Here is a 26,843-nt window from a genome sequence, read left to right on the forward strand (position 1 = left end):
CGTGATGCTGAGGAAGAAGACGAGCGGGACTGCGCGTCGTTCCAGCCTGGCTTCCGCGATCGAGGCGATCGGCGCCAGCGCGATGGATCGCCGTACGTTCCTGCGCAGGTCGGGCCTTGCTGCGGGTGGGCTCGCCGCAGCCGGGGCGCTCGCCGGCGGCATGGTGCGCAAGGCCGAGGCGGCCGGGCCGACCAACGCCAAGGTCGAGATCAAGAAGTCCGTCTGCACCCACTGCTCGGTCGGCTGTACCGTGCTGGCGGAAGTCCAGGACGGCGTGTGGACCGGCCAGGAGCCGGGCTTCGACAGCCCGTTCAATCTCGGCTCGCACTGCGCCAAGGGCGCTTCGGTACGTGAGCACGCCCATGGTGAGCGCCGCCTGAAGTACCCGACCAAGCTGGTCGGCGGAAAGTGGGAGCGCATTTCCTGGGATCAGGCGATCAACGAGATCGGCGACCAGATGCTGAAGATCCGCGACGAGAGCGGTCCGGATAGCGTCTACTGGCTCGGCTCGGCCAAGCACAGCAACGAGCAGGCCTACCTGGTTCGTAAGTTCGCCGCCTTCTGGGGCACGAACAACGTCGACCACCAGGCGCGTATCTGTCACTCCACCACGGTCGCAGGTGTCGCGAACACCTGGGGCTACGGTGCGATGACGAACTCGTACAACGACATCCACAATTCCAAGGCGATCTTCATCATCGGCGGCAATCCCGCCGAGGCGCACCCGGTCTCCCTGCTTCATGTGCTGAAGGCGAAGGAAGAGAACGCGGCGCCGCTGATCGTCTGCGATCCGCGCTTCACCCGCACTGCGGCGCATGCATCGGAATATGTCCGTTTCCGTCCGGGCTCCGACGTCGCACTGGTCTGGGGCATCCTCTGGCACATCTTCGAGAACGGTTGGGAGGACAAGGAGTTCCTGCGCCAGCGCGTCTGGGGGATGGATCAGGTCAAGGCCGAGGTGGCCAAGTGGACGCCGGAAGAGACCGAGCGCGTCACAGGCGTGCCGGGGTCGCAGCTGAAGCGCGTCGCCCGTACCCTGGCGAACAACCGTCCCGGCACCGTAATCTGGTGCATGGGCGGCACCCAGCACACCAACGGCAACAATAACACCCGTGCCTATTGCGCCCTGCAGCTTGCGCTCGGCAACATGGGCAAGGCCGGCGGCGGCACCAACATCTTCCGCGGCCATGACAACGTGCAGGGCGCGACGGACCTGGGCGTGCTTGCCGACACGCTGCCGGGCTATTATGGCCTGGCAGAAGGCTCCTGGCGCCACTGGGCGCGCGTGTGGGGCGTTTCCTACGACAGCCTTGCCGAACGCTTCGCCACGATGAAGGGCGCAGACGGCAAGGACAAGCCGATGATGTTCGAGAACGGCATCACGGTGTCGCGCTGGATCGACGGCGTATTGGAAGACAAGGCGAACCTCCTTCAGCCGGACAACACCCGCGCGATGGTGTTCTGGGGCCACGCTCCGAACTCGCAGACCCGTCTGCCCGACATGAAGCGTGCGATGGAGAAGCTCGATCTCTTGGTCATCATCGATCCGTTCCCGACCATGTCGGCGGTGATGCATGACCGCAAGGACGGCGTCTACCTGCTGCCGGCGACCACTCAGTTCGAGACCTACGGCTCGGTGACGGCATCGAACCGCTCGCTGCAGTGGCGCGAGAAGGTCATTGATCCGCTGTTCGAGTCCAAGACCGACCACACCATCGCGTATCTCTTCGCGAAGAAGTTCGGTTTTGCCGAGGACATGTTCAAGAATATCGAGGTGAACGGCGAGGAGCCGCTCATCGAGGACGTGACCCGCGAGTTCAATCGCGGCATGTGGACCATCGGCTATACCGGCCAGTCGCCGGAGCGGATGAAGCTGCACATGGAGAACCAGCACACGTTCGACCGCACGACCCTGCGCGCCAATGGCGGCCCGGCAGATGGCGACTTCTATGGCTTGCCTTGGCCGTGCTGGGGGACTGCCGAAATGAAGCACCCCGGCTCTGCGGTGCTCTACGACACGTCGCTGCCGGTCGCCGAGGGCGGCATGGGCTTCCGCGCCCGTTTCGGCGTGGAGAAGGACGGCGACAACCTGCTGGCCGAAGGCTCCTGGCCGGTCGGCTCGGAAATCGAGGACGGTTATCCCGAGTTCACGATGGCCATGCTGATCAAGCTGGGCTGGGACAAGGATCTGACGCCGTACGAGCGGCGGATGATCGAGTGGGCGGCCGGCATGATCGATGCCATGCCCTCTGCGGAAGAGGTCGGCGAGACCTCGCAGACCGGCGATATCCCGTCGGACTACAACGACCGGGTCGGCGGCGTGAACTGGAAGACCGACCTGTCCGGCGGCATCCAGCGCGTTGCGATCAAGCATGGCTGCGCGCCCTACGGCAATGCCAAGGCCCGCGTCGTCGTGTGGACGTTCCCGGATCCGGTGCCGCTGCACCGCGAGCCGCTCTACACCAGCCGTCGCGATCTGCTCGACAAGTATGCGACCTATGAGGACAAGACCTTCTGGCGCGTCCCCACCCGCTACAAGTCGATCCAGGAGAACGACTATTCCAAGGACTTCCCGATCATCCTGACTTCGGGCCGTCTGGTGGAATACGAGGGCGGCGGCGACGAGACCCGCTCCAACCCGTGGCTGGCCGAGCTGCAGCAGGACATGTTCATCGAGATCAATCCGCGCGATGCCAACAATCTCGGTATTCGCGACAGGGAAATGGTCTGGGTGCACGGTCCGGAAGGCGGCAAGGTCAAGGTGATGGCCATGGTGACCGAACGCGTCGGCGTGGGCGTTGCCTTCATGCCGTTCCACTTCGGCGGCCATTTCCAGGGCGAGGACCAGAGGCACAAGTATCCGACCGGTTCGGATCCCTATGTGCTCGGCGAGGCGACCAACACGGCCCAGACCTACGGCTATGACAGCGTCACCCAGATGCAAGAAACCAAGGCCACGCTCTGCCGCATCGAGCGCGTGGCGTAAGGGGGAAAAACCATGGCACGGATGAAATTCCTCTGTGACGCCGAACGCTGCATCGAGTGCAATGCCTGCGTCACTGCCTGCAAGAACGAGCACGAGGTGCCGTGGGGCATCAATCGTCGCCGCGTGGTGACCATTCAGGACGGCAAGCCGGGCGAGCGCTCGATTTCCGTCGCCTGCATGCACTGCTCCGACGCGCCCTGCATGGCGGTGTGCCCGGTCGACTGCTTCTATCAGACCGACGAGGGTGTGGTCCTTCACTCCAAGGACCTGTGTATCGGTTGCGGCTATTGCTTCTATGCGTGCCCCTTCGGCGCGCCGCAGTATCCGCAGGCGGGCAACTTCGGTTCGCGCGGCAAGATGGACAAATGCACCTTCTGCGCCGGCGGCCCCGAGGCGGACAACTCCTCGGCAGAATATGCCAAGTACGGCCGCAACCGTCTTGCCGAGGGCAAGCTCCCGCTCTGTGCGGAGATGTGCTCGACCAAGGCTCTGCTGGCTGGCGACGGCGACGTGGTCTCGTCGATCTATCGCGAGCGCGTCGTGGCCCGCGGCTTCGGCTCTGGCGCGTGGGGATGGGGGACCGCCTACGAGCAGAAAGCCGGCAGCTTCTGATCGGTCGCTCCAGCCGTTGAAAATGACAGGGGCGGCCTGCGGCCGCCTCTGTTGCGTCGGCGAGGCATTGCACCGCCGCAATCCGATCGAGGAGAGAGTAACGTGAAATCGGGATCCGCCACCTGGGGCATGTTGATCGTCGCGGGAGCGCTGCTGGCGCTGGTTCCGGGCTGCCGGGACGACGAGCAGAATCGCCCGCTGCATCTGGAGAAGGGCGTCTATCAGGGCGCGGAAGATGCCCCACTGACGGCGGAGGAGCGTCGTGCTCTGCAGGAGCGCGGCAACCGGCAGCGCTTTTAGAAACTCGACAAAAGCCTGAAGATCAAGCCTGTGGACGGAACAGGGGAGGGACTAGGATGAACGACACGGGAACCGCGCGCCCCGCACATATCTCGGATGGCCCTGTCCGGCGGCTTCGCATCGCTCTCTTGGCGGTTTTCGCCGCGCTGTTCCTTGCGATTGCGGTGCAGGATCCGGCTCTTGCGCAGCAACCGGTAGACAACGATCCGGCAGCGGCATCGCCCGTACAGGGACGGGTTCCCGGCAACACGCTGGGAACGGATTCCGATACCGAAATGTGGCGTGCCGTGCGCCAGGGCGTCGCCGGACAGGTTTCCATCCCGGACCAGAACGCTGCGACCCTCGTCCAGTCGGAGGGGGAGCTTTGGCGCTCGATCCGCAATGGCCCGCTTGCGCTCTACGCCAGTTGGGCGATGCTGGCCATGGTGGTGGTGCTGAGCCTGTTCTTCGCGATCCGCGGCCGGATCCGTATTGAGCACGGCCGGTCCGGCCTGACCATCACGCGCTTCGCCGCCTTCGAACGTTTCGGCCACTGGCTGCTCGCCTCGTCATTCATCATCCTGGCGTTGACAGGCCTCAATGTGATGTACGGCCGATACGTTTTGCTGCCGCTGATCGGCCCGGAAGCCTTCGGCGCGCTCACGATCTTCGGCAAGTACCTGCACAATTATCTCGCCTTCGCCTTCATGGCGGGCCTCGTCATCATCTTCGTGATGTGGGTCAGCCACAACCTGCCGCACAAGGCCGATATCAAGTGGGTGCTTCAGGGCGGCGGCATCTTCTCGCGCAAGCTCCACCCGCCGGCGAAGAAGTTCAACGCCGGGCAGAAGGTCATCTTCTGGCTGACGATCCTCGGCGGCCTCTCGATCTCTCTGTCCGGCTGGACGCTGCTCTTCCCGTACACAACGCACTTCTTCTCCGGCACGTTCGAGCTGGTGAACACCGTGTTCGGGACCGCGCTGCCGGTGCCTCTGTCCCCCCTGCAGGAGCAGCAGCTCGCCTCGCTCTGGCACGCGATCATGAGCGTGTTCCTGATCTGCGTGATCATCGCTCACATCTACATCGGCACCATCGGCATGGAAGGTGCGTTCGATGCGATGGGGTCCGGCGAGGTCGATCTCAACTGGGCGAAGGAGCATCACTCGCTCTGGGTCGACGAGGTGATGGCTCGCGAGGCGGAGCACAAGGGAACGACAAAGACTCAGCCCGCAGAATAGGCCGGAGCATGACGTGTCGGCAGTGATCAACGCCTTCGTCGTCATTCTGGGGGTCATGCTGGCCGGCGGCCACGCGGTCGCCGCCGGCGATGAGTCTGCGCAGGTCTGGCCGGAGCGGCTGCACGGTCATGGCGGTCCGGTTCGCTCGGTCGCGCTCGATGCGGACGACAAGCACGGCCTTACGACATCTTTCGACTACTCGGTCATCCTCTGGAGGTTCGAGGCTGGCAAGGGGCAGGTCGTTCATCGCATGATAGGCCATGAGGCTGCGGCAAACGATGCCGCCTTCGCCGGAGCGCAGCGCGCCGTGTCGGTCGGCGATGATGGCGCCGTCATCCTGTGGAACCTGTCCGACGGCGCGGTGCTCGACCGTGTCGATACCGGCGACGACAAGATGCTGGCGGTCTCCGTCAGTGCCGACGGGCAGTTTGCCGTGACGGCCTCCTGGGATCGTACCGCCAGGATCTTCGCGCTGGAGGGCGACAGGCTGTCCGAGCGCGCGGTGCTGGACGGGCATCGCGGCAACGTCAATGCCGTCGCCTTTTCCCGGGACGGCAGCCGCGTGTTCACCGCCTCCTATGATGGTACCATCCGGGTGTTTGAACGCGAAAGTGGAGAGATGCTGCGGGAGGTCCACTCGCACGGCTGGGGCGTCAACGTGATGCGCCTGCTTCCGGGCGAGACACATCTGGCCTTCGGTGCGACGGATGGTGCGGTTGCCGTGATCGACATCGCGCAAGGCGCGGTATTCAAGCAGCTTGCCAGCCACGAACGGCCGGTTCTGTCTCTGGCGCTTTCGCACGACGGGAGCCGGCTTGCCAGCGGCGGCGGCGATGGGCGCATCCGTGTCTACGACACCGGCGAGTGGGAGCTGCTGGAAGAGTTCGAGAACCCCTATGGCCCGGTCTGGGGGCTTGCCCTGTCGTCCGGTGGCGCGATCGCGCTCTATGCCGGACTGGATGATCACGTGAACATCTGGCAGGTGGCGCCGCGCGAGCCGTTCGAGCCGGTGGAAAGCCAGTTTCCGCGCCGGTTCCAGGTCTCGGCGGAGGACGATCTCGGACGCCGGCAGTTCGCGCGCAAGTGTTCCGTCTGCCACACGCTTACACCCGATGGCGGCAATCGCGCCGGCCCGACGCTTTATGGCGTATTCGGACGGCGCGTCGGCACCTTGCCCGGTTATCCCTACTCCGAGGCGCTGAAGCGTCTCGACTTTCTGTGGGACGAGCAGACAATCTCCGATCTCTTCGACCACGGTCCCGACGTGGTGACGCCCGGCTCCAAGATGCCGATCCAACGTCTGCGGAGCGACGAGGAGCGTGATGCCCTGGTGGCCTATCTGAAACGTGCGACCGCGCCCGAAGGGAGCGGGGCGGACAGCCAAGGAGAACAGAAGCAATGAAGGCGTTCCTGAGCGCAATCCTGGCGCTCGCGGTGATCGGGACCGGGGCCTGGGCCTATCTGACCCGCGAGCTCGATTATTCGTCGGCCTCGGTCTATTCGTCCCACAATCCGGGTGCGGTCCGGCTGTCTCCCGATTCCGGCAAGCGACCGGGCGAATGATCCGCCCGGCGGTGGCCGTCCTGGCGTTCCTCGTCGCAGGCGCGCCGACGGTTCTTGCCGAGACTGTTGGCGCCTCTGCGGCTCTGCGATCCGTCGTTGCGTTGTTGCCGGATTGGCCGGCTGACCAGCGGCGGACAGAGGAACCGGAGGGCTCCGCCGTCGTCGTCGGCAAGGATGGTTTGCTGCTGACCGCCGATCATGTGATAGGCGCGGCGAAAAGCGTTCGCATCCGCCTTGGCGACGGCAGCGTCCACGCTGCCGAAATCGTACACCGTGACCCGGAAACCGATCTGGCTGTGTTGAGAGCGGGCATCGAATTGCCGGCCCTTGCGGCGGGCCACGATCCTGAACCTGCCAGCCCCGTCTGTGCGCTCGGCAATGCCTTCGGTCTCGGCATCTCGGTGACCTGCGGCGTGGTCTCGGCGACTGGTCGAGGGGGCATCGGATTCAACGCCGTGGAGGATTTCGTGCAGACCGATGCCGCCGTCAATCCGGGCGCCTCCGGCGGGGCCTTGGTGGACGCGCAAGGGCGTCTTGTCGGCATCCTCTCGGCGATCTACACGAAGTCCGGCGACGGCGATATCGGTGTGAACTTTGCCGTCTCCTGGGCGCTGGCCCGCAGGGTTGTCGAGGCGGTACAGGAGGGGCGCTCGCCGCGACGTGCGCTTGGGGCGAGCCTGCGCCCGACGCCTGCTGGTCCGCTGGCGGCCGGCCTTCAGGTGATTTCGGTTCGCGAAGAGGGCCCTGCCGCGCGAGCGGGCCTGCAGACCGGCGATGTGATCCTTGCAGTCGACGGCTGGCCTCTCGCAAGCGTTGCACTGCTGCGCGGGCGGCTGGAGCGAAGCGACGCGACCGGCATCGTGACCTTGCGCCGAGGTGAATCGATTTCTGAAACGAAGCTCGATCTCTCCGATTGATCAGTCACTTGTGACTGCTTCCGGATTCATGTTCTGAATATTATCCTGCGGCCACCATCCGGTTCGGCTGCTGCATCGAAAGGACAGGTCTCATGAACGACGAAACCTTCAACATGTCCCTCAGGAAGTTCCTCAAGCAGGTCGGTGTGACCTCGCAACAGGCTCTGGAGACTCATGTTCGCACCAACGGACTAACTGACGGCACGCTTGCGGCGAAGGTCGTGTTGACGCTGGAGGGTCAGGAGTTCGAGCATGTGGTCACGGGTAAGATCGACCTGGGTTGAGCCATCCTCGGATACTCCCCGGCGTTGCCGGATTCAACTCTTGAAGGAACACAGTCATCTTGCCGGAAAATAACGTCGACCAGCTCCCGGAGCCGGTTTTCCCGCCCTTGCTGAAGGGGCACAGGCTGGATGGTGGCGATCATCCCTTCGAGGCAGCGGTGGCGGGCGCGGAAGCAGGCCACTATTCGGCTGGAGATTTGCTGTGGTCGTCCGATCCTGCGCATGTCCGCATCGCGCTTGTACTGGAGCCTGACGTGGAGCCGGCGCGCGGCGTCGAAATGTTGTTCCTCGCCATGGTCGCCACGACCGATGCCATCGGCGCGCTGATCCCGCCGGAAATCGCCCTGACCTACGAATGGCCGGCCGTCCTGCGCGCAAACGGCGCAAGGGTCGGGCGTGCCCGCTTCCGTCAGGCTACGGATATCGGCGAGGACGGCGCACCGCTCTGGCTGGTGGTCGGCATCGAGGTGCGCCTTGCTCCCGTCGGAGGACCGATGGAACCGGGCGAGATGCCGCATCTCACCAGCCTTGCCGACGAGGGCGCGGCGGAGCTGGAGCATAGGCTTGCTATCGAATCCCTGTCGCGACACCTGCTCACCTGGATCCATTCCTGGGACGTCGACGGCTTCGCGCCGGTTCTGGACAACTGGCTGTTCCGCGCCGATGGCTATAGGGAAGAGATCGTGGTACCCGGGCCGCAGGGCGAACAGCGTGGATTGTTTCTGGGGCTCGACGAGACCGGCGGCCTTTTGCTGAAGCCGGCCGACGGGGCCTCTGCGGTCGTGCTTCCGCTCGGCGAGCACCTGGTGCATCTCGACCGGCGCGACAGCCAGGATGCCATGTTGGCGCTGCACAACAGGGGAAATGACCAATGACGCGGCTGCTCAAGGCAATCCGGCTCGATGTATCGGACACGAAGGTGTTTCCGCTCGCGGCGGAAGCGGGAGACTGGGTCATCCCCGGCACGTTCGCCTTTCGCGCCTATGCCGACGAGGGCCTGACCGGCAAGCTGCGCCAGGCGTTCGTCTCCGGCTTTCTGTCGCTGGAGAACTTCGGCTGGACGACACTTGCGACCCCGGCCGAAATCTCCGACGAGGAACGGGAGAGGCTGCTGGAAAGGCTCTGCAAGCACTTCGTCGAGGAGCATGGCGCCCCCTCCATGGAGGCGGCGCGCCCCGTTGCCGAGGCGGAACTCAGTGACACGGCGGAGATTGCAGCGGAGCTCGACCTCAACGCACTGCTGGCGATCAGTCGGGAGATCGACGAGGACGACGGGACGATCCGCGAGAGCTTCCACCTGGTAACGCCTCCGGGCGATGCGCCCCATGCCCGCATCTGGGACGTGACCGAGGACGACTGATGCCGCAATTCTGGAAATCGTCAGGGGCGCACCTGTTGAGCCGCGATGCGAACGGCTATCTCGAGGTGACGCCGGACTTCCTTCGGGCTTATTTCACCAGGCCGGAGATCCATCCCGTCGAAGAATCCTGCGAGGCCGAGCATCGCCTGTTCGAGACGCTGATGACCGATCCCTTTGCCGCGGTCGGCGAAAGCGATCTTCTGGCCATCGCCGACCCGGATGCGGCCGACAACTACCGTGTCGTCCTGCGCTTCCGGGACCATCTGGTCGCCCATGGCAGCCTGGAGGGAGGCTATGCGGCCCTTTTCAAGGGCACTGGCATCGACATTCCGCCGATGTTCATCGATCAACTCGTGCACCTGATCACCCACAATGTCCTGCGCAAGGTGGCCGACCCGTTGCGCGTGCGCGCCGGCGAACTCCTGTTCCGGGAGCAGGTCGTGACCACCGCGGAAGGACAGCTGATGCTGGCCGATGCCGAGATGGTCGAGACCTATTCGCGCACCGGTGGCCTCGGCGGCCTCGGTGCGCTGCTGGCGGAAGCCGGCACGCCCATGCCGTCGGTCTCGCTGGACGTGCTCACCGAGGAGAATGCCTCGATCTATTGGGACCGGTCGGACCGCTTCGACACGGCCATCGATTTTCGCTTTACCGAGCCGGCGCTGGATGCCTTCGCCCGTGTTCTGGAAAGCTGGATAGGCCATTTCCATGGGGTGTCTGTGCGCATCCAGCCGCAGCAGTCGATCCGCGACGAGCGCTGGTCCTGGCATGTCGGGCTGGATGCGGAGTCAACGCGCATCCTCAATGCCCTCTACGAGGGGCAGCAGGTTGGGGAGGCGGATCTGGGGCGCATCGTCGCCCTGTTCCGCATGGATTTCGACAATCGGGGCGATGCCATCGAGAGCATGCGCGGGAAGCCGGTCTGGATGGGGCTGGCGATGGGCGCCGACAATATCGTGCGCATGAAACCCCAGAACCTGTTGACAAACCTGCCCGTTCGGCCTCGAAACTGAACGTCCCGCCCGCGGCCCCTGTCCGCAAGCAATCGGACATTGCCATGTTCACCTCCGAAAACGGCCGCGCCATCCTGTTCATGATGCTGGCCATGGCCGGTTTCATCGTGAACGACAGCTTCGTGAAGCTGGTCTCCGAGCGCCTGCCGCTCGGCGAGATCATGTTCGTGCGTGGCATTATGGCGCTGGTGCTGGTGTTGGGGCTCGCCGTGATCAACGGCGAGGTGAGGCGGTTTCACCTGCTGGCGAGCCGGCTGGTCGGACAGCGCGTCTTTGCCGAGGTGACTGCAACGGTGCTGTACCTGACGGCGCTCTTCAACATGGAGATCGCCAACGCCACGGCGATCCTCCAGGCGTTGCCGCTGCTGGTGACAGCAGGTGCGGCAACGTTCCTGGGCGCGCCGGTCGGCTGGCGGCGCTGGACGGCCATCGCGGTCGGCTTCAGCGGCGTCCTGCTGATTGTGCGTCCGGGTATGGAGGGGTTTAACGCATGGGCGCTGATGGCTCTCGCCGGAGTGCTCTTCATGGCCCTGCGCGACCTCACGACCAGCGTGCTGCCGAAGAACGTCCCGACGCTCGGCGTCACCTTCGCCACGCTTGTCGGCGTTACCTTGACCGGTCTGGCGCTTTCGGTCGGTGAGACCTGGACGGTGCCGTCGCTTCTGGACCTGACATTCCTTGCCGCGGCCGCCTGTTTCATCCTGATCGGGTTTGTCTGCATCATCAACGCGATGCGCATCGGCGACATCTCGCTGGTCGCCCCGTTCCGCTATTCGATCATCGTCTGGGCGATCATCATCGGCTATTTCGTGTGGGGTGACGTCCCCGACCTGCCGACACTCGCCGGAATCGCCATCGTCGTTGCCACGGGGCTCTACAGCCTGATGCGTGAGCGCAAAAAACTGGACGAGGCCGGACCTGCCGCTACGGCCGACTTGCCTCGATGATTGGCGGCGCTCGCCAAGCCTTGCCAACGTGCCGTCGCGCGCCATAAAGCAGATCGTATGACAAATTCCCTCCCTTCGGCAGGGCCGGAGCGGCGCCCCACAATCGCGCTCCTTGTTGCCGTCTCCGCCGTCAATCCTCTGGCTCTCAATATCTACCTGCCGTCGATGCCGACGCTGGTGGATATCTTCGACACGACCGCCGGTATGGTGCAGCTGACGCTGTCGCTCTATCTGGCGGCCGTGGCGATCGCACAAATCGGCATTGGCCCGCTCTCGGACCGGCACGGACGGCGCCCGGTGCTGATGTGGGGCCTCGGCATCTTCATCATCGGCAGCGTCGTTTGCGTACTGGCCGACACCATCGAAACGATGCTGATCGGCCGCGTGCTGCAGGCGGCCGGTGGTTGCGCGGGCATCGTGTTGGGGCGCGCCATCGTGCGCGACCTGTTCGACCGCAGCCAGGCGGCGAGCATGATCGGCTACGTCACGATGGGCCTGGCGGTTGCCCCGATGATCGGGCCGGCCATCGGGGGTGCGCTGGACGAGAATTTCGGCTGGGGCACCAGTTCGTACCTGATGGTCGTTCTCGGGATCATCGTCTTCATCTGGGCCTGGTTCGAGCTGCACGAGACCAACCACAATCGCGCCGCCGCCGGAGGCGGACTGCTGGGACTGGTGCGCAGCTACGGTGTGCTTGCCCGTTCGCCGCTATTTGTCAGTTATGCGCTGACCTCGGCCTTCACGTCGGCCGTGTTCTTTTCCTTCCTCGGCGGAGCGCCCTTCATCGCGGCGAAGCTCATGAACATGACGCCCTCCACCTACGGGCTCTATTTCATGATGGTTGCAGCGGGCTATATCGTCGGCAACTGGACGTCCGGACGCTTTTCCGCGCGGATCGGCATCGGCCGGATGATCAACGGCGGCAACATCATCCTCAGCCTCGCGGTGATCGCCATTGCCGTCGCCTTCGGGATGGGGCACGTGCACCCGCTATCGCTGTTCGGTCCGATGTTCGTCGTCGGTGTCGGAAACGGCATGTCGCTGCCCAACGCCATCGCCGGCGCCGTCAGCGTCCGGCTGGATCTTGCCGGCGCCGCTTCGGGCTTCACGGGCAGCATGCAGATCGGCGCCGGTGCGATCACCTCGGCATTGGTTGGCTGGCTGCTGACGGGAGTTCTTTGGCCGGGCACCATCTGGCCGCTGGTTCTCGTCATGGCCGTCAGCTGCTGCGTGGCCGTCGCATCCGGTGTTGCGGCAAGGTTGCTGGAAGCGGTGGAATAGGCAAGACGCGCGGCAGGCGGTATCGTCTATGCCTGTTAGCCGCTTGTCGGCGCCGCGCATTGCACCAGTTTCCGGCAGTCCGTGAAGCCGAAAGCCACACGAGGTCCTGCAATGTCGAGAAGGTCCGAGCCGTCGCGCCGTTTGCTGATTCAGTCCGCGCTCGCCGCGGGCGCCTTGCCGCTTCTGCCTTGTGCCTCCCTGGCGAGCACATCCGGCCCGACCACTTTGGTGGCAAGGCCCGGCACGGCGTCGCTTTGGGAAGAGGGCGGTCCACTCGCGGACATCTGGGGCTATGACGGTGGCGTGCCCGGGCCGGTTCTGCGGATGCGGCAGGGAGAAACCCTGCGCGTGAACTTTCGCAATGAGCTCGACCAGCCCTCGACCATCCATTGGCACGGCATTCGGATCGACAATGCCTATGATGGCGTTGCCGGCCTGACGCAGCAACCGGTCGAGCCCGGCGAGACGTTCGAATATCTCATCAAGGCACCGGACGCAGGCACGTTCTGGTATCACCCGCACAATCGCAGTTGGGAGCAAATGGCCCGCGGCCTCTATGGCGTTCTGATCGTGGAGGAGCAGGACCCCGTTGCCGTCGACCGCGATCTCGTCATGGCTTTCGACGACTGGCGGCTCGACGAGGCGCGGCAGATCGACCTGGCGAGCCTGGGCATGCTGCACGACTGGGCCCATGCCGGCCGTCTCGGCAATGTGCTCACCGTCAACGGACAGCCCTATCTGAAGCAGGCGGTCCGCCCCGGCGAGCGATTGCGCCTGCGCATCCTCAATACGGCCAATGCGCGCGTGCTCCAGCTTCGGTTTGCCGGCCTTTCACCGGTCGTCCTGGCGCTGGATGGCCAGCCGGTGGAGCCCCATTCCCTGGCCGGCGAAACGCTTGAGATCGCCCCGGGGCAGCGCTGCGATCTCATGGTCGATGTGCCGGATGAGACGGCTGTGTTCAAAGTCGAGGAAGTTTCCCGCGAGCCCTTTGCGGCTTGCGAGCTGCGCGCCGAAGGAGATCCGGTCGCCCGAGCAGATCCCTCGCCCGAGACCTTGCGGCTGCCGGCGAACCCGCTGGCGACCGCGCTCGATCTCGATGGCGCCCTGTCGGTCGATCTGCTGATGGAGGGCGGGGCGATGGGGCGCATGAGCGGGGCGATGCTGCACGGTGAGAAGAAGGGCATGCGCGATCTCGTGGAAGCGGGCAAGGTCTGGAGCTTCAACGGCATCGCCGGCAGCCATCACGACCCCGCGCTGTTTTCGGCCGCGCTTGGCCGCACGGTGCGCATGCCCATCGTCAACGACACACGCTGGCCGCATGCGATCCACCTGCATGGCCACCACTTCCGGGTTCTCAGCCGGAACGGTGCGCCGGTTGCGCGGGAGGAGTGGCGCGACACGGTGCTGACCGCGGCAGGCGAGCGTGTCGAAATTGCCTTCGTCGCGGACAATCCCGGCAAGTGGATGCTTCACTGCCACATGCTCGAACACCAGGAAGCCGGCATGATGAGCTGGTTCGAAATAAGCTGATCGCTGCCGTAAGGCGAACAGGTCACGACCACATCAACAGGAGAGGAACGTTTCCCGCATGGCCAACAGACAGGAACGGCGCGCAGGGCGCGCGTCAGGGATGCTCGACACGACCGGATTCCTGCAGGTCGCGGGCAAGTTCATCGATGTGGCGAACCGCGAGAACCGCAAGATCCCGGCAACCGACCTGCAGATGGCGTTCCTCTGGGCGGCGGCCCGCTACAACGCGCATGTGGCGAAGACCGTAGTCGGGGTCGAAGATCACGAGGAGTTCGTGACCCGGATGGTCGAGAGCTATCGCGAAATGCTGCGCCAGAACCTCGCCGATCCGGAGCTGGATCCGCCGGCAGGAAGCGCTTGAGCTAGATCGGATGAAATCCGCTCGCCGCCGGGCGGCGACCGGTCCCTGTCAATTGTCCTTGAGGAAGTCGTCCGCGGTCAGCGGTCCCTTTTCCATCGACAGGTAATCGTCCGTGGTGACGATCCGCGGCCGCGCACCGCCGCGCAGCGGCGTGTCCTCCATCTCCCACTGCGCCGAAATCCGGCAGTCGTCGCACATCTCGATCAGGGCGATCTGGTCGGCACGCTGGAACATCCAGTGCTTGCCGGACAGTTTTTCGCGGATGCGGGCGATGGACGAGCGGGTGCCGAAGGCCTTGCCGCAGGACACGCAGGTGGCCGGCTCTTCCTCATGCAGCACCTCCGGCCGCATGGCGCTTGGCGCGGCGTTGTAACGCGCGTCGAGCGTGATGACCTGCTCCGGACAGGTATTGGCGCAAAGGCCGCATTGCACGCAGGCCGCTTCCGTCAGGCTGACCTGGGGCTTGTCCGGGTTGTCGGAGAGCGCTGCTGTCGGACAGGCGGAAACGCAGGCGAGGCAGAGCGTGCAGCCGTCCGAGGCGAGCTGGATGCGGCCATAGGGCGCGTGCGCGGGCAGGGCGATCATTTCCTGCGGCATCGGTGCGCCCTCCAGCAGCCGGGCGATCGCGCTGCGGGCGACGTCGCGCTTGGTGCCGACCGGATCGAAGCTTGCAGAGCGGACGGAGAGCGGGGTTGCCTCCAGCATAAAATAGCCGGAGACGGCGTCCGGGTCGTCTTCGACGGCGATGGCGAAGGCGCCGTGAGGCTTGTGCCCCATGCCGGTGAGCAGGCTCTCGCAGAGCTCGATCTCCATGCGCAGGGCGTCCAGCTCATGCGCCTTGGAGGGCGGGCAGAGGAATACGATGCGCTTGGCGCCGGCGAGGACGGCGGCGAGCATGGAGTCATGGCCGAAGCTCGTGACGGCATGGGTGCCATGCGGCAGCACGTTGCCCGGCAGGCCTTCGCCGAGGCGGGCGAGCGCATTGATGATGTCGCCGCCATGCCGGCTTTCGTGGACGAGGAGAACGGCATCCCTGCCGCCGGCCTCGCGATACGTGCCGAGCAGTGCCTGGAGCCGGCGGATCTGGCTGCCGCGCTCCGGGTAGCGGTAGCTGACAGCGCCTGTGGGGCAGTGGGCTGCGCAGGAGCCGCAGCCGCCGCAAATGCCCGGGTCGATGGCGATCTCGCGCCCCGTGCTCGAAATCGCCCCCGCCGGACAGGCGTCCAGGCAGTTGGTGCAGCCGGTCTTACCCGAGCGGCCATGGGCGCAGATCGAGGCATCGTAGGTGACGTAGAGCGGCTTTTCGAACGTGCCGACCATGTCCGAGATGTCGAACATAGCCCGTGCCACGACGGCCGGATTTCCGGGGTCGACGCGGATGTAGCCGTCGCGCTTGGAGGGTGCACTGACCAGCGGCGTCTCGCCGGACAAGTCGAGGATCAGGCTGCAATTGGCGCGTGCGCCGTCGCGGGCCAGGGCAAAGGAAGGCGCGCCACGAGACGACGGCAGCATCTGGGCGTAGCCGTCGACCGTGACCTCGAAATCGCCGAGCGATCCCTTGAGCATGCGAATGCGCCCCATGTGTACCGGGATTTCCAGCGTGCCGGGCAGAATGAGATCGGAGGCATCGCTGAGCAGCAGCGACACCGACAGCCGACCCTCCAGGGCCTGTGCCGCGTCGAGCGCCTGCTGGCCGGCACCGTAGACGAGGCAGACCCCATCCGATTCGATCGAGTGCAGGGCCGCGGGAACGGAGGGTGTCAGCGCTTCGGCGAGCAGGGCCGAGATTTTCGGATGCGGGTCGGTCGACGTGCCGCACCAGCCGGCGCGTTCGCGGATGTTGACGAAGGAGAGCTCCTGTTCGGCGCCTCGCTCCTCGGCGATCTCCTGGAACAGCGGGGCTTCCTGCGTGCAGGCGACGAGGAGCGGCTCGCCGGTCGCCAACGCCTTTTCGAACGAGGCGATCTGCGCGCGGCAGAGCTGGGTATGAACGGTGTGGTCCTTGTCCAGCCCTGCGATGCGGCCTGCGTCGAGACGCATGGTCTTCTCGCAATTGCACAGCATGACCCGGGGTTTGCTCGACGCCATGTCGTTCCTCCGTGGCGCGCGCCTGTCCTGCCCAGAGGCACCGGCGAGCCGCTTTTGTTCGATTTGCCTGACACTAGCGCAATTCGTGCGGATTTTCCTTACCTGCCTGAACTTGTGCGCATCCTTGTCGGTCGTCGGAGTAAGGTGGGAGAGTACGCCAACATGGTCTCATTGCCTTTCTCCTCCGCGTACTCCAGAATTACGTAGATACGGCAATATAGGACCGCATCTTGCGGGGAGGTTTTTACGTGCAAAGGGAAGTGCTTGCGCCGTTCGGCATCGTGCTGGAGCGTCGCCCGTCCTCCTCGAAATGGGCGGACTGGTCGTGGAAAGTCACGGAAGTGATCCCTGACGCACCGGCCACCGAGGGATGGACGGTCATCCATGACGGCGATGGCATCACCCGCTATCTGTCCGCGCCGCACATGCTCGTCCTGCATCACAAGATGGTGGAGGCCTACGACGCCAATATCGAGACCGGCACGCCGTCGATCTGGGCGATGCTGGACGACGAAATCATGCCGAAGACACCGCCCTACAGGGTGCGCGGCGTCACGGCCGACCCTTACGAGGCGCAGGGCGTGCTCGACAGCGCCGCCGGACTGGTGGAGCGGGTCGCCATGCCGCGCGAGACCGTGGCCTGGATGGCGCAATACCTCTCCTCGCTGCCGGAGGCGCCGGCGTTCCGCAAGCGCCGCCGCGATCGCATCGAGACCGAGAAGCAGATCTTCGGAAAGGAGCCGATCTTCTCGCCGCTCGGCCGCAGAGAGGAGCGGGAGCCGTGAGCACCGAGACCGACCGCGGCTTCCTCTCGCGCTGGTCGCAGCGCAAGCAGGCAGCGCGTCAGCAGGTCGCCGAGAGCACCGAAGTTGAGCAGACGGGGCTCGACGAGGCGAGTTCCGAACTCTCCCACAGCGAGCCGGAGGGCGAAGCACAGCATCCTGGCGCGACGCGCGAAGAGATTGCCGAGGCCAACCGGGCGGCAGCCGAGGCTGTCGATCTCGAGACGCTCGCCTTCGACTCTGACTTCTCGCTCTTCCTGAAGGAGGGCGTCTCCACCCAGCTCAAGAACGCGGCGCTGCGCAAGCTCTGGCGGTCCAATCCGGTGCTGGCCTGTGTCGACGGCCTCAACGACTACGACGAGGACTACCGTACAGTGGAGACCTTCGCTGACGGGATCCGCTCCTCCTGGCAAGTCGGCAAGGGCTACAGCTGGATGTCGGAGGTGGAGGAAAAGCTGGAGGCGGTGGCCGACGCAGTCGATATGCAGCCCGCTTCGGACGAGATTCTTGAACGCACTTCGGGCGAGGCGATCCCGGACAATCCGCAAGGCATAGAGGTTGAAGTCTCCGACCTCTCCGATAAGCAAAGCGATGACCAGCAAGCCTTGGCGGAGGCGCCCGAAGGAGAGAACGGGCCGGTGCAAGATGGGCTCTCGCTTATGGCACCCATGACCCGCGATGACGGGAAGGTGGCTCGTCCGCGCACGCCTGCTGCCCAGGAGCCTGCTCGTCCTGCACGTCGGCGTGTGCGCTTCATCTGAACGAGGCGAAGTGCCGGTGCTCCTACTGGGGCGGAAACTGGCTCTCGCAATAGCTGACCGCGCGCGAGCGGAACGTATCGTAGCGCGCCGCGTCGACAAGTCCTTCCTTGCGCATCTGGTCTACCGCGCCGACGCGTTCGGCGAGGCACGTGTCGAGCTGTGGGTTGCCCGACGACGTCCTGCCGGCGCTGACGGTGCTCGAACTTTCGAACGGCGTCATGGGAACGCCGGCGAAACCGACCTTTCCGATCCACACCATGGCAGCCGCGAGCCCCGCTGCGACGGCGAGCGCGGCAAGGCGCGCAGCAAGGCCGTCGATGGCTCGCGGGCGAGAGACGGGCGCTTCCGCCATCTCAGCCGCCCGTCACGCTCATGTGGCGAGAAACCGCGGGCTGGCGCGTACGCCGGTCGATGATGAAGTCGTGCCCCTTCGGCTTGCGCCCGATCGCCTCGTCGATGGCAGAGTACAGCAGATCGTCGCTCTCCGAGGCCCGCAGCGCTGCGCGAAGGTCGGCGCTGTCGTCCTGCCCAAGGCACATGTAGAGCATGCCGGTGCAGGTCACGCGAACCCGGTTGCAGCTTTCACAGAAATTGTGAGTCATCGGCGTGATGAAGCCAAGTCGCCCGCCGGTCTCCGCGATGCGCACGTAGCGGGCGGGTCCGCCGGTCTTGTACGGGATGTCCTCGAGCGTCAGGTGTGCGGCAAGGTTGGCGCGTACGAGCGAAAGCGGCAGGTACTGGTCCGTCCGGTCCTCGTCGATCTCACCGAGCGGCATGGTCTCGATCAGCGTCAGGTCGTAGCCGTTGCCGTGGCACCATTCGATCATCGGCACGATTTCGTGCTCATTGACGCCCTTCAGGGCGACCATGTTGATCTTGATCGACAAGCCTGCTGCCGTGGCCGCACGGATCCCGTCCATCACCTTCGCAAGATCGCCCCAGCGGGTGATCGCGCGGAACCGCGCCGGATCCAACGTGTCGATGGACACGTTGATACGGCGCACGCCGCAGTCGTAAAGTTCCGATGCGTAGCGGGCGAGCTGCGATCCGTTGGTCGTGATCGTCAGCTCCTCGAGATCACCGCTGTCGATATGGCGTGAGAGCGAGCGGATCAGGCTCATGATGTTCTTGCGCACCAGCGGTTCGCCACCGGTCAGGCGCAGCTTACGCACGCCCTTGACGATGAAGGCGGAGCACAGCCGGTCGAGTTCCTCAAGGCTCAGAACCTCCCGCTTGGGCAGGAAGGTCATGTCTTCGGCCATGCAATAGACGCAACGGAAATCGCAGCGGTCGGTAACGGAAACGCGCAGATAGCTGACGGTTCGCCCGAACGGGTCGATCATCTGCTGGGACATCGTGTGTTCCTTGCCCGGCCGCCGGTGCGGCCTCTTGATATCTGGACGCCGGATGCGCGGTGCCTCCGGTCTCCTCCCCATTTGGGTATGAAGGTAGCGGAAAGAAGACTTGCGTCAATTGTGCGCAGGAAGGAGATGCAGCCGGCTGCCGTGGCGCTTGCAGTTTGCCGCAGCCCCACTATCGTCGCGGCCAACCGAAGCAATGCAACCGGGAAGGATTTGCAACGTGACCGACAGCAAGCCCTGGCCGACGGAACTCCGTCTGAGTAAGGACCGCAAGCGGCTCACCGTCACCTTCGACACTGGCGAGACGCACGAGTACTCCGCCGAGTATCTGCGCGTCTGTTCTCCCTCTGCGGAGGTGCAGGGGCACTCGCCGGCACAGCGCAAGACGGTGCCCGGGAAGATGAATGTAGGGATCATGCAGATCGATCCCGTCGGCAACTATGCCGTCCGCATCCATTTCGACGACCTTCACAACACCGGGATCTTCTCCTGGGACTATTTCCTCACGCTGGCGAACGAGCGGGAGGAACTGTGGGGCGGCTATCTGCGCGAGCTGGAGGAAAAGGGCCTTTCGCGCGAGCCGCGGCACTGAAACCGCCGTCGACAGCCGCTTGGAATCGTCTGCATAGTTGCTGCAGATGGAATCACGTCGGAGAGTGCGAATCGTGAGCGGTGATGAAGCGACAATCCGGGCTGCCGGACAGCAGGGCGCGGGCAATTCAAGCGGTATGAGCCGCCGGGCGCTTCTGGCCGGCCTGCCCTTGTTGCTGGCGGCATGCCAGACCAAGAGCGGCGCGATCCGCAATGCCGGCCTCGAAGTGACGGCGGAAGGCGCGCCGGATTATGCGCTGGCTTATGCGGCGCGGCGCGACGGTGGGTTCTATCTTCCGGCCATCCCGTGGAAGGAGTTCGACCCGCGCTATCTGCGCCAGTCGGTGCGCTACATGAGCCGCCACGAACCGGGAACCGTGGTCGTCGATCCGCACGCCAAGTTTCTCTATCTCATCCAACCGGGCGGCAAGGCGATCCGCTATGGCATCGGCGTCGGCCGCGCAGGCTTTGCCTGGTCGGGCGATGCCACGATCCGTTTCAAGCGGGAATGGCCGAAGTGGTTCCCGCCGGCAGAGATGATCGACCGCGATCCCTCCCTAGAGAAGTATCGCGACGGCCAGGAAGGCGGCCCGAGCAATCCCATTGGTGCGCGCGGTCTCTACCTTTGGCAGGGCAACGTCGACACCCTGTACCGGATCCACGGTACCAACCAACCGCGCTCCATCGGCACCAACGCCTCGTCGGGCTGCATCCGCATGTGGCACCAGGACATCATCGACCTCTACAACCGGGTGGAAGTCGGCGCGAAGGTGGTCGTCCTCGGCTGAGATCAGCGCGCCGCGGCCGCCAGGCTTTCGGCATAGGCGAGGATGGCTTCGATGTCGTCCTGCGTCAGGATGACCTCGGCCAGCGTAGCGGGGCTATCCTGCGGGCGAGGGGGCTCGTTCTCGAAGCGCAGGTGCGCCGGGTGCGGCCGGCGTGCAAGGAAGGTTGCGAACCGGTCGTGCCAGTCTTCCAGCGCACTGACCATGATCATGAAGGACGGGGTGGAGGAGATGCCGGTCATCCGGTTCTCCGGGGTCACCACATGGCACCGGGCGCAATGCAGTTGCGACAAGGCCTTGCCGCGCTGCGCCAGTGTCTCGTCCGGCGATTGCGCAGCAGCCGGAACTGGCGCCAGAAGCACCGAATGGAGACAGGCGACGATCAGTGTCCGCATGGCGGCTGCCCGCAAATCCGACAACCGGAAAGACGCTCTGCTTTGCCGCCGTTGTGTCCTGTACGATGTCATCGCTGGTCGCCCCGCTTTCTCCCCGAGCACACGCTAGCACTGGCAAGATCGTACTGGCGCGACGGCAGATCAATGCAAAAGGGCCGGCAAAACGCCGGCCCTTGGCATCTGGATGAAGCTGTCGAATGCTCAGCGCTTGACCACAACCCGCGCGCCGACATCGACGCGGTCGTAGAGATGCACGACGTCGTCGTTGGCCATGCGGATGCAGCCCGACGAGACGGCCGTGCCGATGGTCCAGGGCTCGTTGGAGCCATGGATCCGGTACAGGGTGTTGCCGAGATACATGGCACGCGCGCCCAGCGGGTTGTTCGGTCCGCCCGGCATGTGCGCCGGCAGCACACGCCCCTTGGCGCGCTCGCGGGCACGCATCTGCGGCGGCGGGGTCCAGCCCGGCCACTCGGCCTTGCGGCTGATCCGCTGGGTACCGGCCCACTGGAAGCCCTCGCGGCCGACGCCGATGCCGTACTTCATCGCACGGCCATTCTTCTGGACGTGATAGAGGCGGCGCTCGCCGGTATCGATGATGATCGTGCCCGGCGCATAAGGGCCATCATAGCGCACGGTCTCGCGACGGATCGGCGACTTGCCGCTCGGCGCGCCGTGAGCACTGAAGTCCACCCACTTGCGGGTGGCAGGATCAAAGAAGCTGTTTGCGGCCGCAGGCGTCGCGATGGTCGCGGCGACGAGCGTTGCGGCAAGCAGGTTGAAAAGGCGCATATCCAGTTTCCCCATCCGGTGGTCGTCCGAACCAGCCCCTGAACCTTTGCGACGACGCGATGAAACTCGGATGACAACACGTCTCGGCGGAGATGGTGCTGCGGAGGAGACTCCGGTGCATGGTTCGCGTGGCGCTGTCTGACGATCTGGCTCCGAAACGATACTTCCTACTGTCCCTTGCAATGCGGTTAATGCAAAGGTCTCGACAGACAGGAAACTGCCATATTCGGAAAATGGTTGGCGTGACGTCGGTCACATGATCGTGAGTTCGCTACCCGAAGGTGGCGGCAGTGCCGCCGTCACGCCCACAGGTGGGCCTCGGCCGTCAGCCGAGGTTCAGCTCCTTGAAGAAGTCGTTGCCCTTGTCGTCGATGACGATGAACGCGGGGAAGTCCTCGACCTCGATACGCCAGATCGCTTCCATGCCGAGTTCCTCGAACTCGACGACCTCGACCTTCTTGATGCAATCCTGGGCAAGGCGGGCGGCCGGGCCGCCGATGGAGCCGAGATAGAAGCCGCCATGAGCCTGGCAGGCGCGGCGCACCTGCGCGGAGCGATTGCCCTTGGCGAGCATCACCATCGATCCGCCGGCCGCCTGGAACTGGTCGACATAGGCATCCATGCGACCGGCCGTGGTCGGGCCGAAGGAACCGGAGGCATAGCCTTCCGGCGTCTTGGCCGGGCCGGCATAATAGATCGGGTGGTTCTTAAAGTAGTCGGGCAGCGGTTCGCCCTTTTCCAGCCGCTCCCGCAGCTTGGCATGGGCGAGATCGCGCGCAACGATCAAGGGACCGCTCAGCGACAGCCGCGTCTTGATCGGGTGCCGGGTCAGCTCGGCGAGGATCTCCGGCATGGGCCGGGTCAGGTCGATCTTGACGACGTGATCTGAGAGGGTGTCGTCTGTGACCTCCGGCATGTACTTGTGCGGCTCGCGCTCGAGCTGCTCCAGATAGATGCCGTCGCGGGTGATCTTGCCGAGGGCCTGGCGGTCGGCCGAGCACGACACGCCGATGCCGATGGGCAGCGAAGCCCCGTGGCGCGGCAGACGGATGACGCGCACGTCGTGACAGAAGTACTTGCCGCCGAACTGCGCGCCGACGCCGGTCGCCTGGGTCAGCTTGTGGATCTGTTCTTCCATCTCCAGGTCGCGGAAGGCGTGCCCCAGTTCGGAGCCGGTCGTCGGCAACTGGTCGAGGTAGCGGGCGGAGGCGAGCTTGACCGTCTTGAGAGTGGTCTCGGCCGAGGTGCCGCCGATGACGATAGCCAGGTGATAGGGCGGGCAGGCGGCCGTGCCGAGGGTCAGGATCTTCTCCTTGATGAACTCGACGAGCCGGTCCGGCGTCAGCAGCGACGGGGTGCCCTGGTAGAGGAAGGTCTTGTTGGCCGAACCGCCGCCCTTGGCCATGAACAGGAACTTGTAGGCGTCGTCGCCCTCGCTGTAGAGCTCGACCTGCGCCGGCATGTTGTTGGAGGTGTTCTTCTCCTCGAACATCGACAGCGGTGTCAGCTGCGAGTAGCGCAGGTTCTTCTTGAAATACGCATCGCGCGCGCCCTCAGCCAGCTTCGCCTCGTCGCTGCCGTCGGTCCACACGCGGCGGCCCTTCTTGCCCATGATGATGGCGGTGCCGGTGTCCTGGCACATTGGCAGCACGCCGTGAGCGGAGATGTTGGCGTTCTTCAGAAGGTCGAAGGCCACGAACTTGTCGTTCTCGGTCGCCTCCGGATCGTCGAGGATCTTGCGCAGCTGCTCCAGGTGACCAGGCCGCAGGTAGTGGTTGATGTCTGCGAAGGCTTCCTCTGCGAGGATGCGCAGCCCTTCCGGCTCCACCACCAGCACTTCCTCGCCCTGGAACGTCACCGTTGAGACGTAGTCGGACGTGAGCTTGCGATAAGGCGTGGGGTCCGCGCCCAGGGGGAACAGCGTGGAGTGGCGATAGTCGGGAGGAGTGGACTCGGACATCGGTCTGCCTTGGCTGGAAGCTGAGGTGGATAGATTTGGATGCCTTTTACGCCATCACCTTGCCGCCCGCCAAGTCGACTTGAGCCCGAGACTGCGCGGAAGGGGAGCGCGGGCGACCACGTTCCCCTTCTGGCGCCATTTGGCGTTACCGCTTGGCGGTGATGTCGACCCTGACGGAAACCTCGTCGCCGACGGTCGAGGCCGGGATGTCCGAGCCGATGCCGAAGGCCAGCCGCATTAGCGGTACTTCGGCCTGGGCACGGGCGGTGTCGCCGTCGATCTCCAGCGTGAAGGGCAGGGTAAGCGGGACTGCTTTGCCCTTGATCGACAATTCGCCGGCAGCCTCGTAGCGCCCGTCGCCGAGCGCCGTGATCTTCGACGATTCGAAGACCGCCTGCGGATGGCTGGAGGGATCGAACCACGAGGCGCTCGACAGGGTCTGGTCGATCTGCGGCTGGCCGGTGCCGGCCGTGCCGGTTTCGACGACGGCCCGGATACGGGCATCTGCGATGTTGTCCGGATCGAGCGAGATTTCGGCCGACCAGTTTTGGAAGCGACCTTCCACCGGGTTGCCGTTTTGCATGGCAATGAAGGAAAGGCTGCTTTCGGCCGTGTCGACGGTCCAGTCGCTGGCTTCAGCAGGGCCGGCGACAAGAAGGCCTGCAAGCGCGAAGCCGAAGAGACGGCAGCGGAAATTTCGGGATGCGAACATCGTGAGGAACCTTGTGTCTGGACCCGTCGCAGCGCGCCTCCGGGAGGAGAGGGCGGCGCAGAGTGAGGGGCGTCTGTCAGAGCGGTGTTTCGTCAGTCGATACGGCGCGCCGGTACGGTGCGGATCATGCGACGCAACACATCATCGCGGTTGAGGAAATGGTGTTTCAGCGCCGCGGCCACATGCAGCAGCACCAGCAGCAGCAAGCCGTTGGCCAGCAGTTCATGCACCTCCTTGAGTGCATTTTCGGCTTCTGCCTTGGTGCCCAGTGCCGCCGGAACGGGCAGGTGCGGGACAGGCAGGACGTCGAACACCACGGTTGGGATTCCCCAGGGCGAGGCGGAAACCATCAGCCAGCCGGACAGCGGGATCGCCAGCATCAGGGCGTAGAGCCCGGCATGCCCGAGATGGGCCGCCAGCCGCTCAATCCTCGGCATTGTCTTCGGCAGGGCGGGAGAGGGATTGGCAAGTCGCCAGGCGAGCCGCGCCACCACGAGCACCAGCACCAGGAAGCCCAACGACTTGTGCAGCTGATAGAGCGCAAAGGTGTCGGGCGCCAACGGGTCGAGCCCGGTCATGTACTTACCGAACAGGAACAGCCCGATGATGAGCAGCGCCATCGTCCAGTGGAAAACAATGGCAACAAGGCCGTAGCCAAAGCGGGTGTTGCGCAGGTGCATGGCGTCTCCAATCCTTGCTGCCGGCAGGAGCGGGAGCGGGCCGCGGGAGGAGGCCCGCCCCACACATCCGCTTACTTCGCCTGCAGCGCTTCGGCGCTGAACGAGATGGTAACTTCGTCGCCGACATAGGGCACGAACATGTTCATGCCGAAGTCCGAACGCTTGACGACGGTGGTCGCATCGAGGCCGACTGCCGGGGTCTTGGCCATCGGGTGCTCGCCGATCGAGTTGATGGTCACATCGAACGTCACCGGCTTGGTGATGCCCTTGATCGTCAGATCGCCGGCCACGGCGAGAGTGTTCTCACCAGTCTTCTCGACGCCGGTCGACACGAAAGTCGCGATCGGATGCGCTGCGACTTCGAAGAAGTCTGCGCTCTTGAAGTGCGTGTCGCGCTCGCCCCAGAAGGTGTCGAGGCTGTCGACATTGACGGTCATCGAGATCCGTGAATTGGCCGGCGTTTCCTGGTCGATCACCAGCTCGCCAGTCCAGTCGCCGAAGCGGCCGTGGGTCGTCGAGTAGCCGAGATGGTTATAGGAGAAGGTCAGGTTGGCGTGGGACTTGTCGAACTCATAGGCGACCGGCTCGGCAATCGCGGGGGCCGTGACGAGGGCGACCGCGAGTGCGGCGGCGGACAAACGCATCATGTGGAACTCCTGGCATATCTGTTGACGGTAGGGGCATGGACCGCTCTTGCGGCCTGTCGTGGAGATCGTATGAAGGCGTTGCGTCATCAACCGCATCCTGCTGAATTCACTGTACGCGCTGCGTGAACAATAAAACGGTGTGAGGCCTCACTGTATGACGCTTGCGTGAAATCGTCAGGTCGGGCACCTTCGCGTGGTCCACGCGAAGCCGCGCGGCGCAAGGTCCGAAAGTGGCCGGCCGGATCGGAAATGGAGATGCGATATATGATCGACCTTTACACATGGAGCACGCCGAACGGCCGCAAGGTCTCGATCATGCTGGAGGAGTGCGGGCTTCCCTATGAAGTGTTCCCGGTCGACATCACGAACTCGGAGCAGCACGCGCCGGCTTTCGTCCATATTTCTCCCAACAGCAAGATCCCGGCGATCATCGACCGCGAAGCGGGCGTGAGCCTGATGGAGTCCGGCGCGATCCTGCTATATCTCGCCGAGAAGACCGGCCGCTTTCTCCCTCCGGAAGGGCCGGAGCGGCTGCGCGTCATCGAATGGCTGATGTGGCAGATGGGCGGTTTTGGCCCCATGCTCGGCCAAGCCCATCATTTCCTGCATTTCAATCCCGGCAAGGCGCCCTATGCCGAGGAGCGCTATGCCAGCGAGGCCAAGCGGCTTTACGGCGTCCTGGATCGGCAGCTGTCGGAGCACCAGTTCGTCGCCGGTGACTATTCGATCGCCGACATGTCGATCTGGCCCTGGGCAAGCCGTTTCGAGTGGCAGGGGATCGCTCTGGCGAATTATCCCAATGTGCGGCGCTGGTACCTGGAGGTGGCGGCACGGCCGGCCGTCCAGCGCGGCTACGACGTGCCGAGCGCTACTGCCGGGATCCCCATGCCGGCCTGAGGTCGGCATGGGGCGGGCGGC

29 protein-coding genes are annotated in these 26,843 nt (G+C 64.7%); 20 read left to right on the top strand and 9 right to left on the bottom strand.

Annotation, left to right across the window (positions count from 1 at the left end; translation table 11 throughout):
- The first annotated feature begins 4 nt into the window (after positions 1–4).
- From MNI96_RS00440 to MNI96_RS00510, 15 genes are all read left to right on the top strand, one after another.
- On the top strand, positions 5–2,986 hold the full coding sequence (locus MNI96_RS00440) for a formate dehydrogenase subunit alpha (protein WP_249689386.1): 2,982 nt from the start codon (positions 5–7) through the stop codon (positions 2,984–2,986).
- A 12-nt stretch (positions 2,987–2,998) separates the two neighbouring features.
- Entirely contained in the window at positions 2,999–3,598 is a 600-nt protein-coding gene (gene fdh3B / locus MNI96_RS00445) for a formate dehydrogenase FDH3 subunit beta (RefSeq protein ID WP_067214644.1), read from the top strand.
- Positions 3,599–3,700: 102 nt separating this feature from the next.
- The gene (locus MNI96_RS00450) at positions 3,701–3,898 is read left to right on the top strand and encodes a hypothetical protein (RefSeq protein ID WP_249689387.1); all 198 of its coding nucleotides are present in this window, start codon (positions 3,701–3,703) and stop codon (positions 3,896–3,898) included.
- Between the two features lie 56 nt (positions 3,899–3,954).
- Positions 3,955–5,115: a formate dehydrogenase subunit gamma gene (locus MNI96_RS00455; protein ID WP_249689388.1), complete on the top strand. Its 1,161-nt coding sequence runs from the start codon at positions 3,955–3,957 to the stop codon at positions 5,113–5,115.
- A 13-nt stretch (positions 5,116–5,128) separates the two neighbouring features.
- A complete protein-coding gene (locus tag MNI96_RS00460) occupies positions 5,129–6,517 on the top strand; it encodes a c-type cytochrome (protein WP_249689389.1) in 1,389 nt (462 codons plus the stop codon).
- Positions 6,514–6,678: a hypothetical protein gene (locus MNI96_RS00465; protein ID WP_249689390.1), complete on the top strand. Its 165-nt coding sequence runs from the start codon at positions 6,514–6,516 to the stop codon at positions 6,676–6,678. The genes MNI96_RS00460 and MNI96_RS00465 overlap by 4 nt, the downstream gene beginning before the upstream one ends.
- On the top strand, positions 6,675–7,595 hold the full coding sequence (locus MNI96_RS00470; protein ID WP_249689391.1) for a S1C family serine protease: 921 nt from the start codon (positions 6,675–6,677) through the stop codon (positions 7,593–7,595). Before MNI96_RS00465 ends, MNI96_RS00470 begins: the two co-directional genes overlap by 4 nt.
- A 92-nt stretch (positions 7,596–7,687) precedes the next feature.
- Complete coding sequence (locus MNI96_RS00475) at positions 7,688–7,879, top strand: DUF6494 family protein (protein WP_249689392.1); 192 nt, start codon at positions 7,688–7,690, stop codon at positions 7,877–7,879.
- Between the two features lie 59 nt (positions 7,880–7,938).
- Positions 7,939–8,754 carry a biotin/lipoate--protein ligase family protein gene (locus MNI96_RS00480; protein WP_249689393.1) on the top strand — a complete coding sequence of 272 codons (816 nt, stop codon included), beginning with the start codon at positions 7,939–7,941 and terminating at the stop codon, positions 8,752–8,754.
- Complete coding sequence (locus MNI96_RS00485; protein ID WP_249689394.1) at positions 8,751–9,239, top strand: DUF6505 family protein; 489 nt, start codon at positions 8,751–8,753, stop codon at positions 9,237–9,239. Before MNI96_RS00480 ends, MNI96_RS00485 begins: the two co-directional genes overlap by 4 nt.
- Positions 9,239–10,252: a DUF6352 family protein gene (locus MNI96_RS00490; protein ID WP_283776272.1), complete on the top strand. Its 1,014-nt coding sequence runs from the start codon at positions 9,239–9,241 to the stop codon at positions 10,250–10,252. Before MNI96_RS00485 ends, MNI96_RS00490 begins: the two co-directional genes overlap by 1 nt.
- Positions 10,253–10,296: 44 nt before the next feature.
- Positions 10,297–11,199 carry a DMT family transporter gene (locus MNI96_RS00495; protein WP_249689396.1) on the top strand — a complete coding sequence of 301 codons (903 nt, stop codon included), beginning with the start codon at positions 10,297–10,299 and terminating at the stop codon, positions 11,197–11,199.
- A 57-nt stretch (positions 11,200–11,256) separates the two neighbouring features.
- Positions 11,257–12,480 (top strand): multidrug effflux MFS transporter, encoded by a 1,224-nt coding sequence (locus MNI96_RS00500; protein WP_249689397.1) that lies wholly within the window; start codon positions 11,257–11,259, stop codon positions 12,478–12,480.
- A gap of 111 nt (positions 12,481–12,591) precedes the next feature.
- Complete coding sequence (locus MNI96_RS00505; protein WP_283776273.1) at positions 12,592–14,010, top strand: multicopper oxidase family protein; 1,419 nt, start codon at positions 12,592–12,594, stop codon at positions 14,008–14,010.
- Positions 14,011–14,068: 58 nt separating this feature from the next.
- Positions 14,069–14,371 (top strand): DUF3144 domain-containing protein, encoded by a 303-nt coding sequence (locus MNI96_RS00510; protein ID WP_249689399.1) that lies wholly within the window; start codon positions 14,069–14,071, stop codon positions 14,369–14,371.
- A gap of 48 nt (positions 14,372–14,419) precedes the next feature.
- Here the strand turns inward: MNI96_RS00510 and MNI96_RS00515 are convergent, their stop codons facing one another.
- On the bottom strand, positions 14,420–16,459 hold the full coding sequence (locus MNI96_RS00515; protein ID WP_249689400.1) for a 4Fe-4S dicluster domain-containing protein: 2,040 nt from the start codon (positions 16,457–16,459) through the stop codon (positions 14,420–14,422).
- Between the two features lie 248 nt (positions 16,460–16,707).
- Here MNI96_RS00515 and MNI96_RS00520 point away from each other — a divergent pair, with 248 nt between their 5' ends.
- Together MNI96_RS00520 and MNI96_RS00525 are read left to right on the top strand one after the other, a co-directional pair.
- Entirely contained in the window at positions 16,708–17,244 is a 537-nt protein-coding gene (locus MNI96_RS00520) for a DUF3305 domain-containing protein (RefSeq protein WP_249689401.1), read from the top strand.
- Positions 17,241–18,002: a DUF3306 domain-containing protein gene (locus MNI96_RS00525; protein WP_249689402.1), complete on the top strand. Its 762-nt coding sequence runs from the start codon at positions 17,241–17,243 to the stop codon at positions 18,000–18,002. Before MNI96_RS00520 ends, MNI96_RS00525 begins: the two co-directional genes overlap by 4 nt.
- Before the next feature lie 22 nt (positions 18,003–18,024).
- On the opposite strand, the gene MNI96_RS00530 is transcribed toward MNI96_RS00525, so the two are convergent.
- On the bottom strand, positions 18,025–18,354 hold the full coding sequence (locus MNI96_RS00530) for a hypothetical protein (RefSeq protein WP_249689403.1): 330 nt from the start codon (positions 18,352–18,354) through the stop codon (positions 18,025–18,027).
- A 1-nt stretch (position 18,355) separates the two neighbouring features.
- Positions 18,356–19,357, bottom strand: coding sequence for a GTP 3',8-cyclase MoaA (gene moaA, locus MNI96_RS00535; RefSeq protein WP_249689404.1), 1,002 nt, complete (start codon positions 19,355–19,357; stop codon positions 18,356–18,358).
- Positions 19,358–19,583: 226 nt separating this feature from the next.
- Here moaA and MNI96_RS00540 point away from each other — a divergent pair, with 226 nt between their 5' ends.
- Both MNI96_RS00540 and MNI96_RS00545 read left to right on the top strand, forming a co-directional pair.
- Positions 19,584–19,955 carry a gamma-butyrobetaine hydroxylase family protein gene (locus MNI96_RS00540; protein WP_502960284.1) on the top strand — a complete coding sequence of 124 codons (372 nt, stop codon included), beginning with the start codon at positions 19,584–19,586 and terminating at the stop codon, positions 19,953–19,955.
- A gap of 136 nt (positions 19,956–20,091) precedes the next feature.
- Positions 20,092–20,742 (top strand): L,D-transpeptidase, encoded by a 651-nt coding sequence (locus MNI96_RS00545; protein WP_249690362.1) that lies wholly within the window; start codon positions 20,092–20,094, stop codon positions 20,740–20,742.
- Positions 20,743–20,744: 2 nt separating this feature from the next.
- On the opposite strand, the gene MNI96_RS00550 is transcribed toward MNI96_RS00545, so the two are convergent.
- The 6 genes from MNI96_RS00550 to MNI96_RS00575 all read right to left on the bottom strand — a co-directional run bounded on the left by MNI96_RS00550 (position 20,745) and on the right by MNI96_RS00575 (position 25,925).
- Complete coding sequence (locus MNI96_RS00550) at positions 20,745–21,134, bottom strand: c-type cytochrome (protein WP_249689406.1); 390 nt, start codon at positions 21,132–21,134, stop codon at positions 20,745–20,747.
- Positions 21,135–21,335: 201 nt separating this feature from the next.
- Complete coding sequence (locus MNI96_RS00555; protein ID WP_249689407.1) at positions 21,336–21,926, bottom strand: L,D-transpeptidase; 591 nt, start codon at positions 21,924–21,926, stop codon at positions 21,336–21,338.
- A 325-nt stretch (positions 21,927–22,251) separates the two neighbouring features.
- Complete coding sequence (locus tag MNI96_RS00560) at positions 22,252–23,886, bottom strand: fumarate hydratase (RefSeq protein WP_249689408.1); 1,635 nt, start codon at positions 23,884–23,886, stop codon at positions 22,252–22,254.
- A 145-nt stretch (positions 23,887–24,031) separates the two neighbouring features.
- Positions 24,032–24,598: a YceI family protein gene (locus tag MNI96_RS00565; protein ID WP_249689409.1), complete on the bottom strand. Its 567-nt coding sequence runs from the start codon at positions 24,596–24,598 to the stop codon at positions 24,032–24,034.
- A gap of 92 nt (positions 24,599–24,690) precedes the next feature.
- The gene (locus MNI96_RS00570) at positions 24,691–25,278 is read right to left on the bottom strand and encodes a cytochrome b (protein ID WP_249689410.1); all 588 of its coding nucleotides are present in this window, start codon (positions 25,276–25,278) and stop codon (positions 24,691–24,693) included.
- A gap of 71 nt (positions 25,279–25,349) precedes the next feature.
- Complete coding sequence (locus tag MNI96_RS00575; RefSeq protein ID WP_249689411.1) at positions 25,350–25,925, bottom strand: YceI family protein; 576 nt, start codon at positions 25,923–25,925, stop codon at positions 25,350–25,352.
- 264 nt (positions 25,926–26,189) lie between these two features.
- Between MNI96_RS00575 and MNI96_RS00580 the strand changes: the two genes are divergently transcribed.
- Positions 26,190–26,822: a glutathione S-transferase N-terminal domain-containing protein gene (locus tag MNI96_RS00580; RefSeq protein WP_249689412.1), complete on the top strand. Its 633-nt coding sequence runs from the start codon at positions 26,190–26,192 to the stop codon at positions 26,820–26,822.
- Positions 26,823–26,843: the final 21 nt, after the last annotated feature.

It is taken from the genome of Stappia sp. WLB 29 (assembly GCF_023507705.1).
Lineage (GTDB): Bacteria > Pseudomonadota > Alphaproteobacteria > Rhizobiales > Stappiaceae > Stappia.

Coding starts and splice junctions, on each gene's coding strand:
- MNI96_RS00515 (WP_249689400.1), bottom strand. CDS start 16,459: ATGGCGTCGAGCAAACCCCGGGTCATGCTGTGCAATTGCGAGAAGACC.
- MNI96_RS00570 (WP_249689410.1), bottom strand. CDS start 25,278: ATGCACCTGCGCAACACCCGCTTTGGCTACGGCCTTGTTGCCATTGTT.
- MNI96_RS00575 (WP_249689411.1), bottom strand. CDS start 25,925: ATGATGCGTTTGTCCGCCGCCGCACTCGCGGTCGCCCTCGTCACGGCC.
- MNI96_RS00545 (WP_249690362.1), top strand. CDS start 20,092: ATGAGCCGCCGGGCGCTTCTGGCCGGCCTGCCCTTGTTGCTGGCGGCA.
- MNI96_RS00455 (WP_249689388.1), top strand. CDS start 3,955: ATGAACGACACGGGAACCGCGCGCCCCGCACATATCTCGGATGGCCCT.
- MNI96_RS00565 (WP_249689409.1), bottom strand. CDS start 24,598: ATGTTCGCATCCCGAAATTTCCGCTGCCGTCTCTTCGGCTTCGCGCTT.
- moaA (WP_249689404.1), bottom strand. CDS start 19,357: ATGTCCCAGCAGATGATCGACCCGTTCGGGCGAACCGTCAGCTATCTG.
- MNI96_RS00550 (WP_249689406.1), bottom strand. CDS start 21,134: ATGCGGACACTGATCGTCGCCTGTCTCCATTCGGTGCTTCTGGCGCCA.
- MNI96_RS00555 (WP_249689407.1), bottom strand. CDS start 21,926: ATGCGCCTTTTCAACCTGCTTGCCGCAACGCTCGTCGCCGCGACCATC.
- fdh3B (WP_067214644.1), top strand. CDS start 2,999: ATGGCACGGATGAAATTCCTCTGTGACGCCGAACGCTGCATCGAGTGC.
- MNI96_RS00500 (WP_249689397.1), top strand. CDS start 11,257: ATGACAAATTCCCTCCCTTCGGCAGGGCCGGAGCGGCGCCCCACAATC.
- MNI96_RS00560 (WP_249689408.1), bottom strand. CDS start 23,886: ATGTCCGAGTCCACTCCTCCCGACTATCGCCACTCCACGCTGTTCCCC.
- MNI96_RS00495 (WP_249689396.1), top strand. CDS start 10,297: ATGTTCACCTCCGAAAACGGCCGCGCCATCCTGTTCATGATGCTGGCC.
- MNI96_RS00470 (WP_249689391.1), top strand. CDS start 6,675: ATGATCCGCCCGGCGGTGGCCGTCCTGGCGTTCCTCGTCGCAGGCGCG.
- MNI96_RS00465 (WP_249689390.1), top strand. CDS start 6,514: ATGAAGGCGTTCCTGAGCGCAATCCTGGCGCTCGCGGTGATCGGGACC.
- MNI96_RS00505 (WP_283776273.1), top strand. CDS start 12,592: ATGTCGAGAAGGTCCGAGCCGTCGCGCCGTTTGCTGATTCAGTCCGCG.
- MNI96_RS00475 (WP_249689392.1), top strand. CDS start 7,688: ATGAACGACGAAACCTTCAACATGTCCCTCAGGAAGTTCCTCAAGCAG.
- MNI96_RS00485 (WP_249689394.1), top strand. CDS start 8,751: ATGACGCGGCTGCTCAAGGCAATCCGGCTCGATGTATCGGACACGAAG.
- MNI96_RS00490 (WP_283776272.1), top strand. CDS start 9,239: ATGCCGCAATTCTGGAAATCGTCAGGGGCGCACCTGTTGAGCCGCGAT.
- MNI96_RS00530 (WP_249689403.1), bottom strand. CDS start 18,354: ATGGCGGAAGCGCCCGTCTCTCGCCCGCGAGCCATCGACGGCCTTGCT.
- MNI96_RS00580 (WP_249689412.1), top strand. CDS start 26,190: ATGATCGACCTTTACACATGGAGCACGCCGAACGGCCGCAAGGTCTCG.
- MNI96_RS00510 (WP_249689399.1), top strand. CDS start 14,069: ATGGCCAACAGACAGGAACGGCGCGCAGGGCGCGCGTCAGGGATGCTC.
- MNI96_RS00440 (WP_249689386.1), top strand. CDS start 5: ATGCTGAGGAAGAAGACGAGCGGGACTGCGCGTCGTTCCAGCCTGGCT.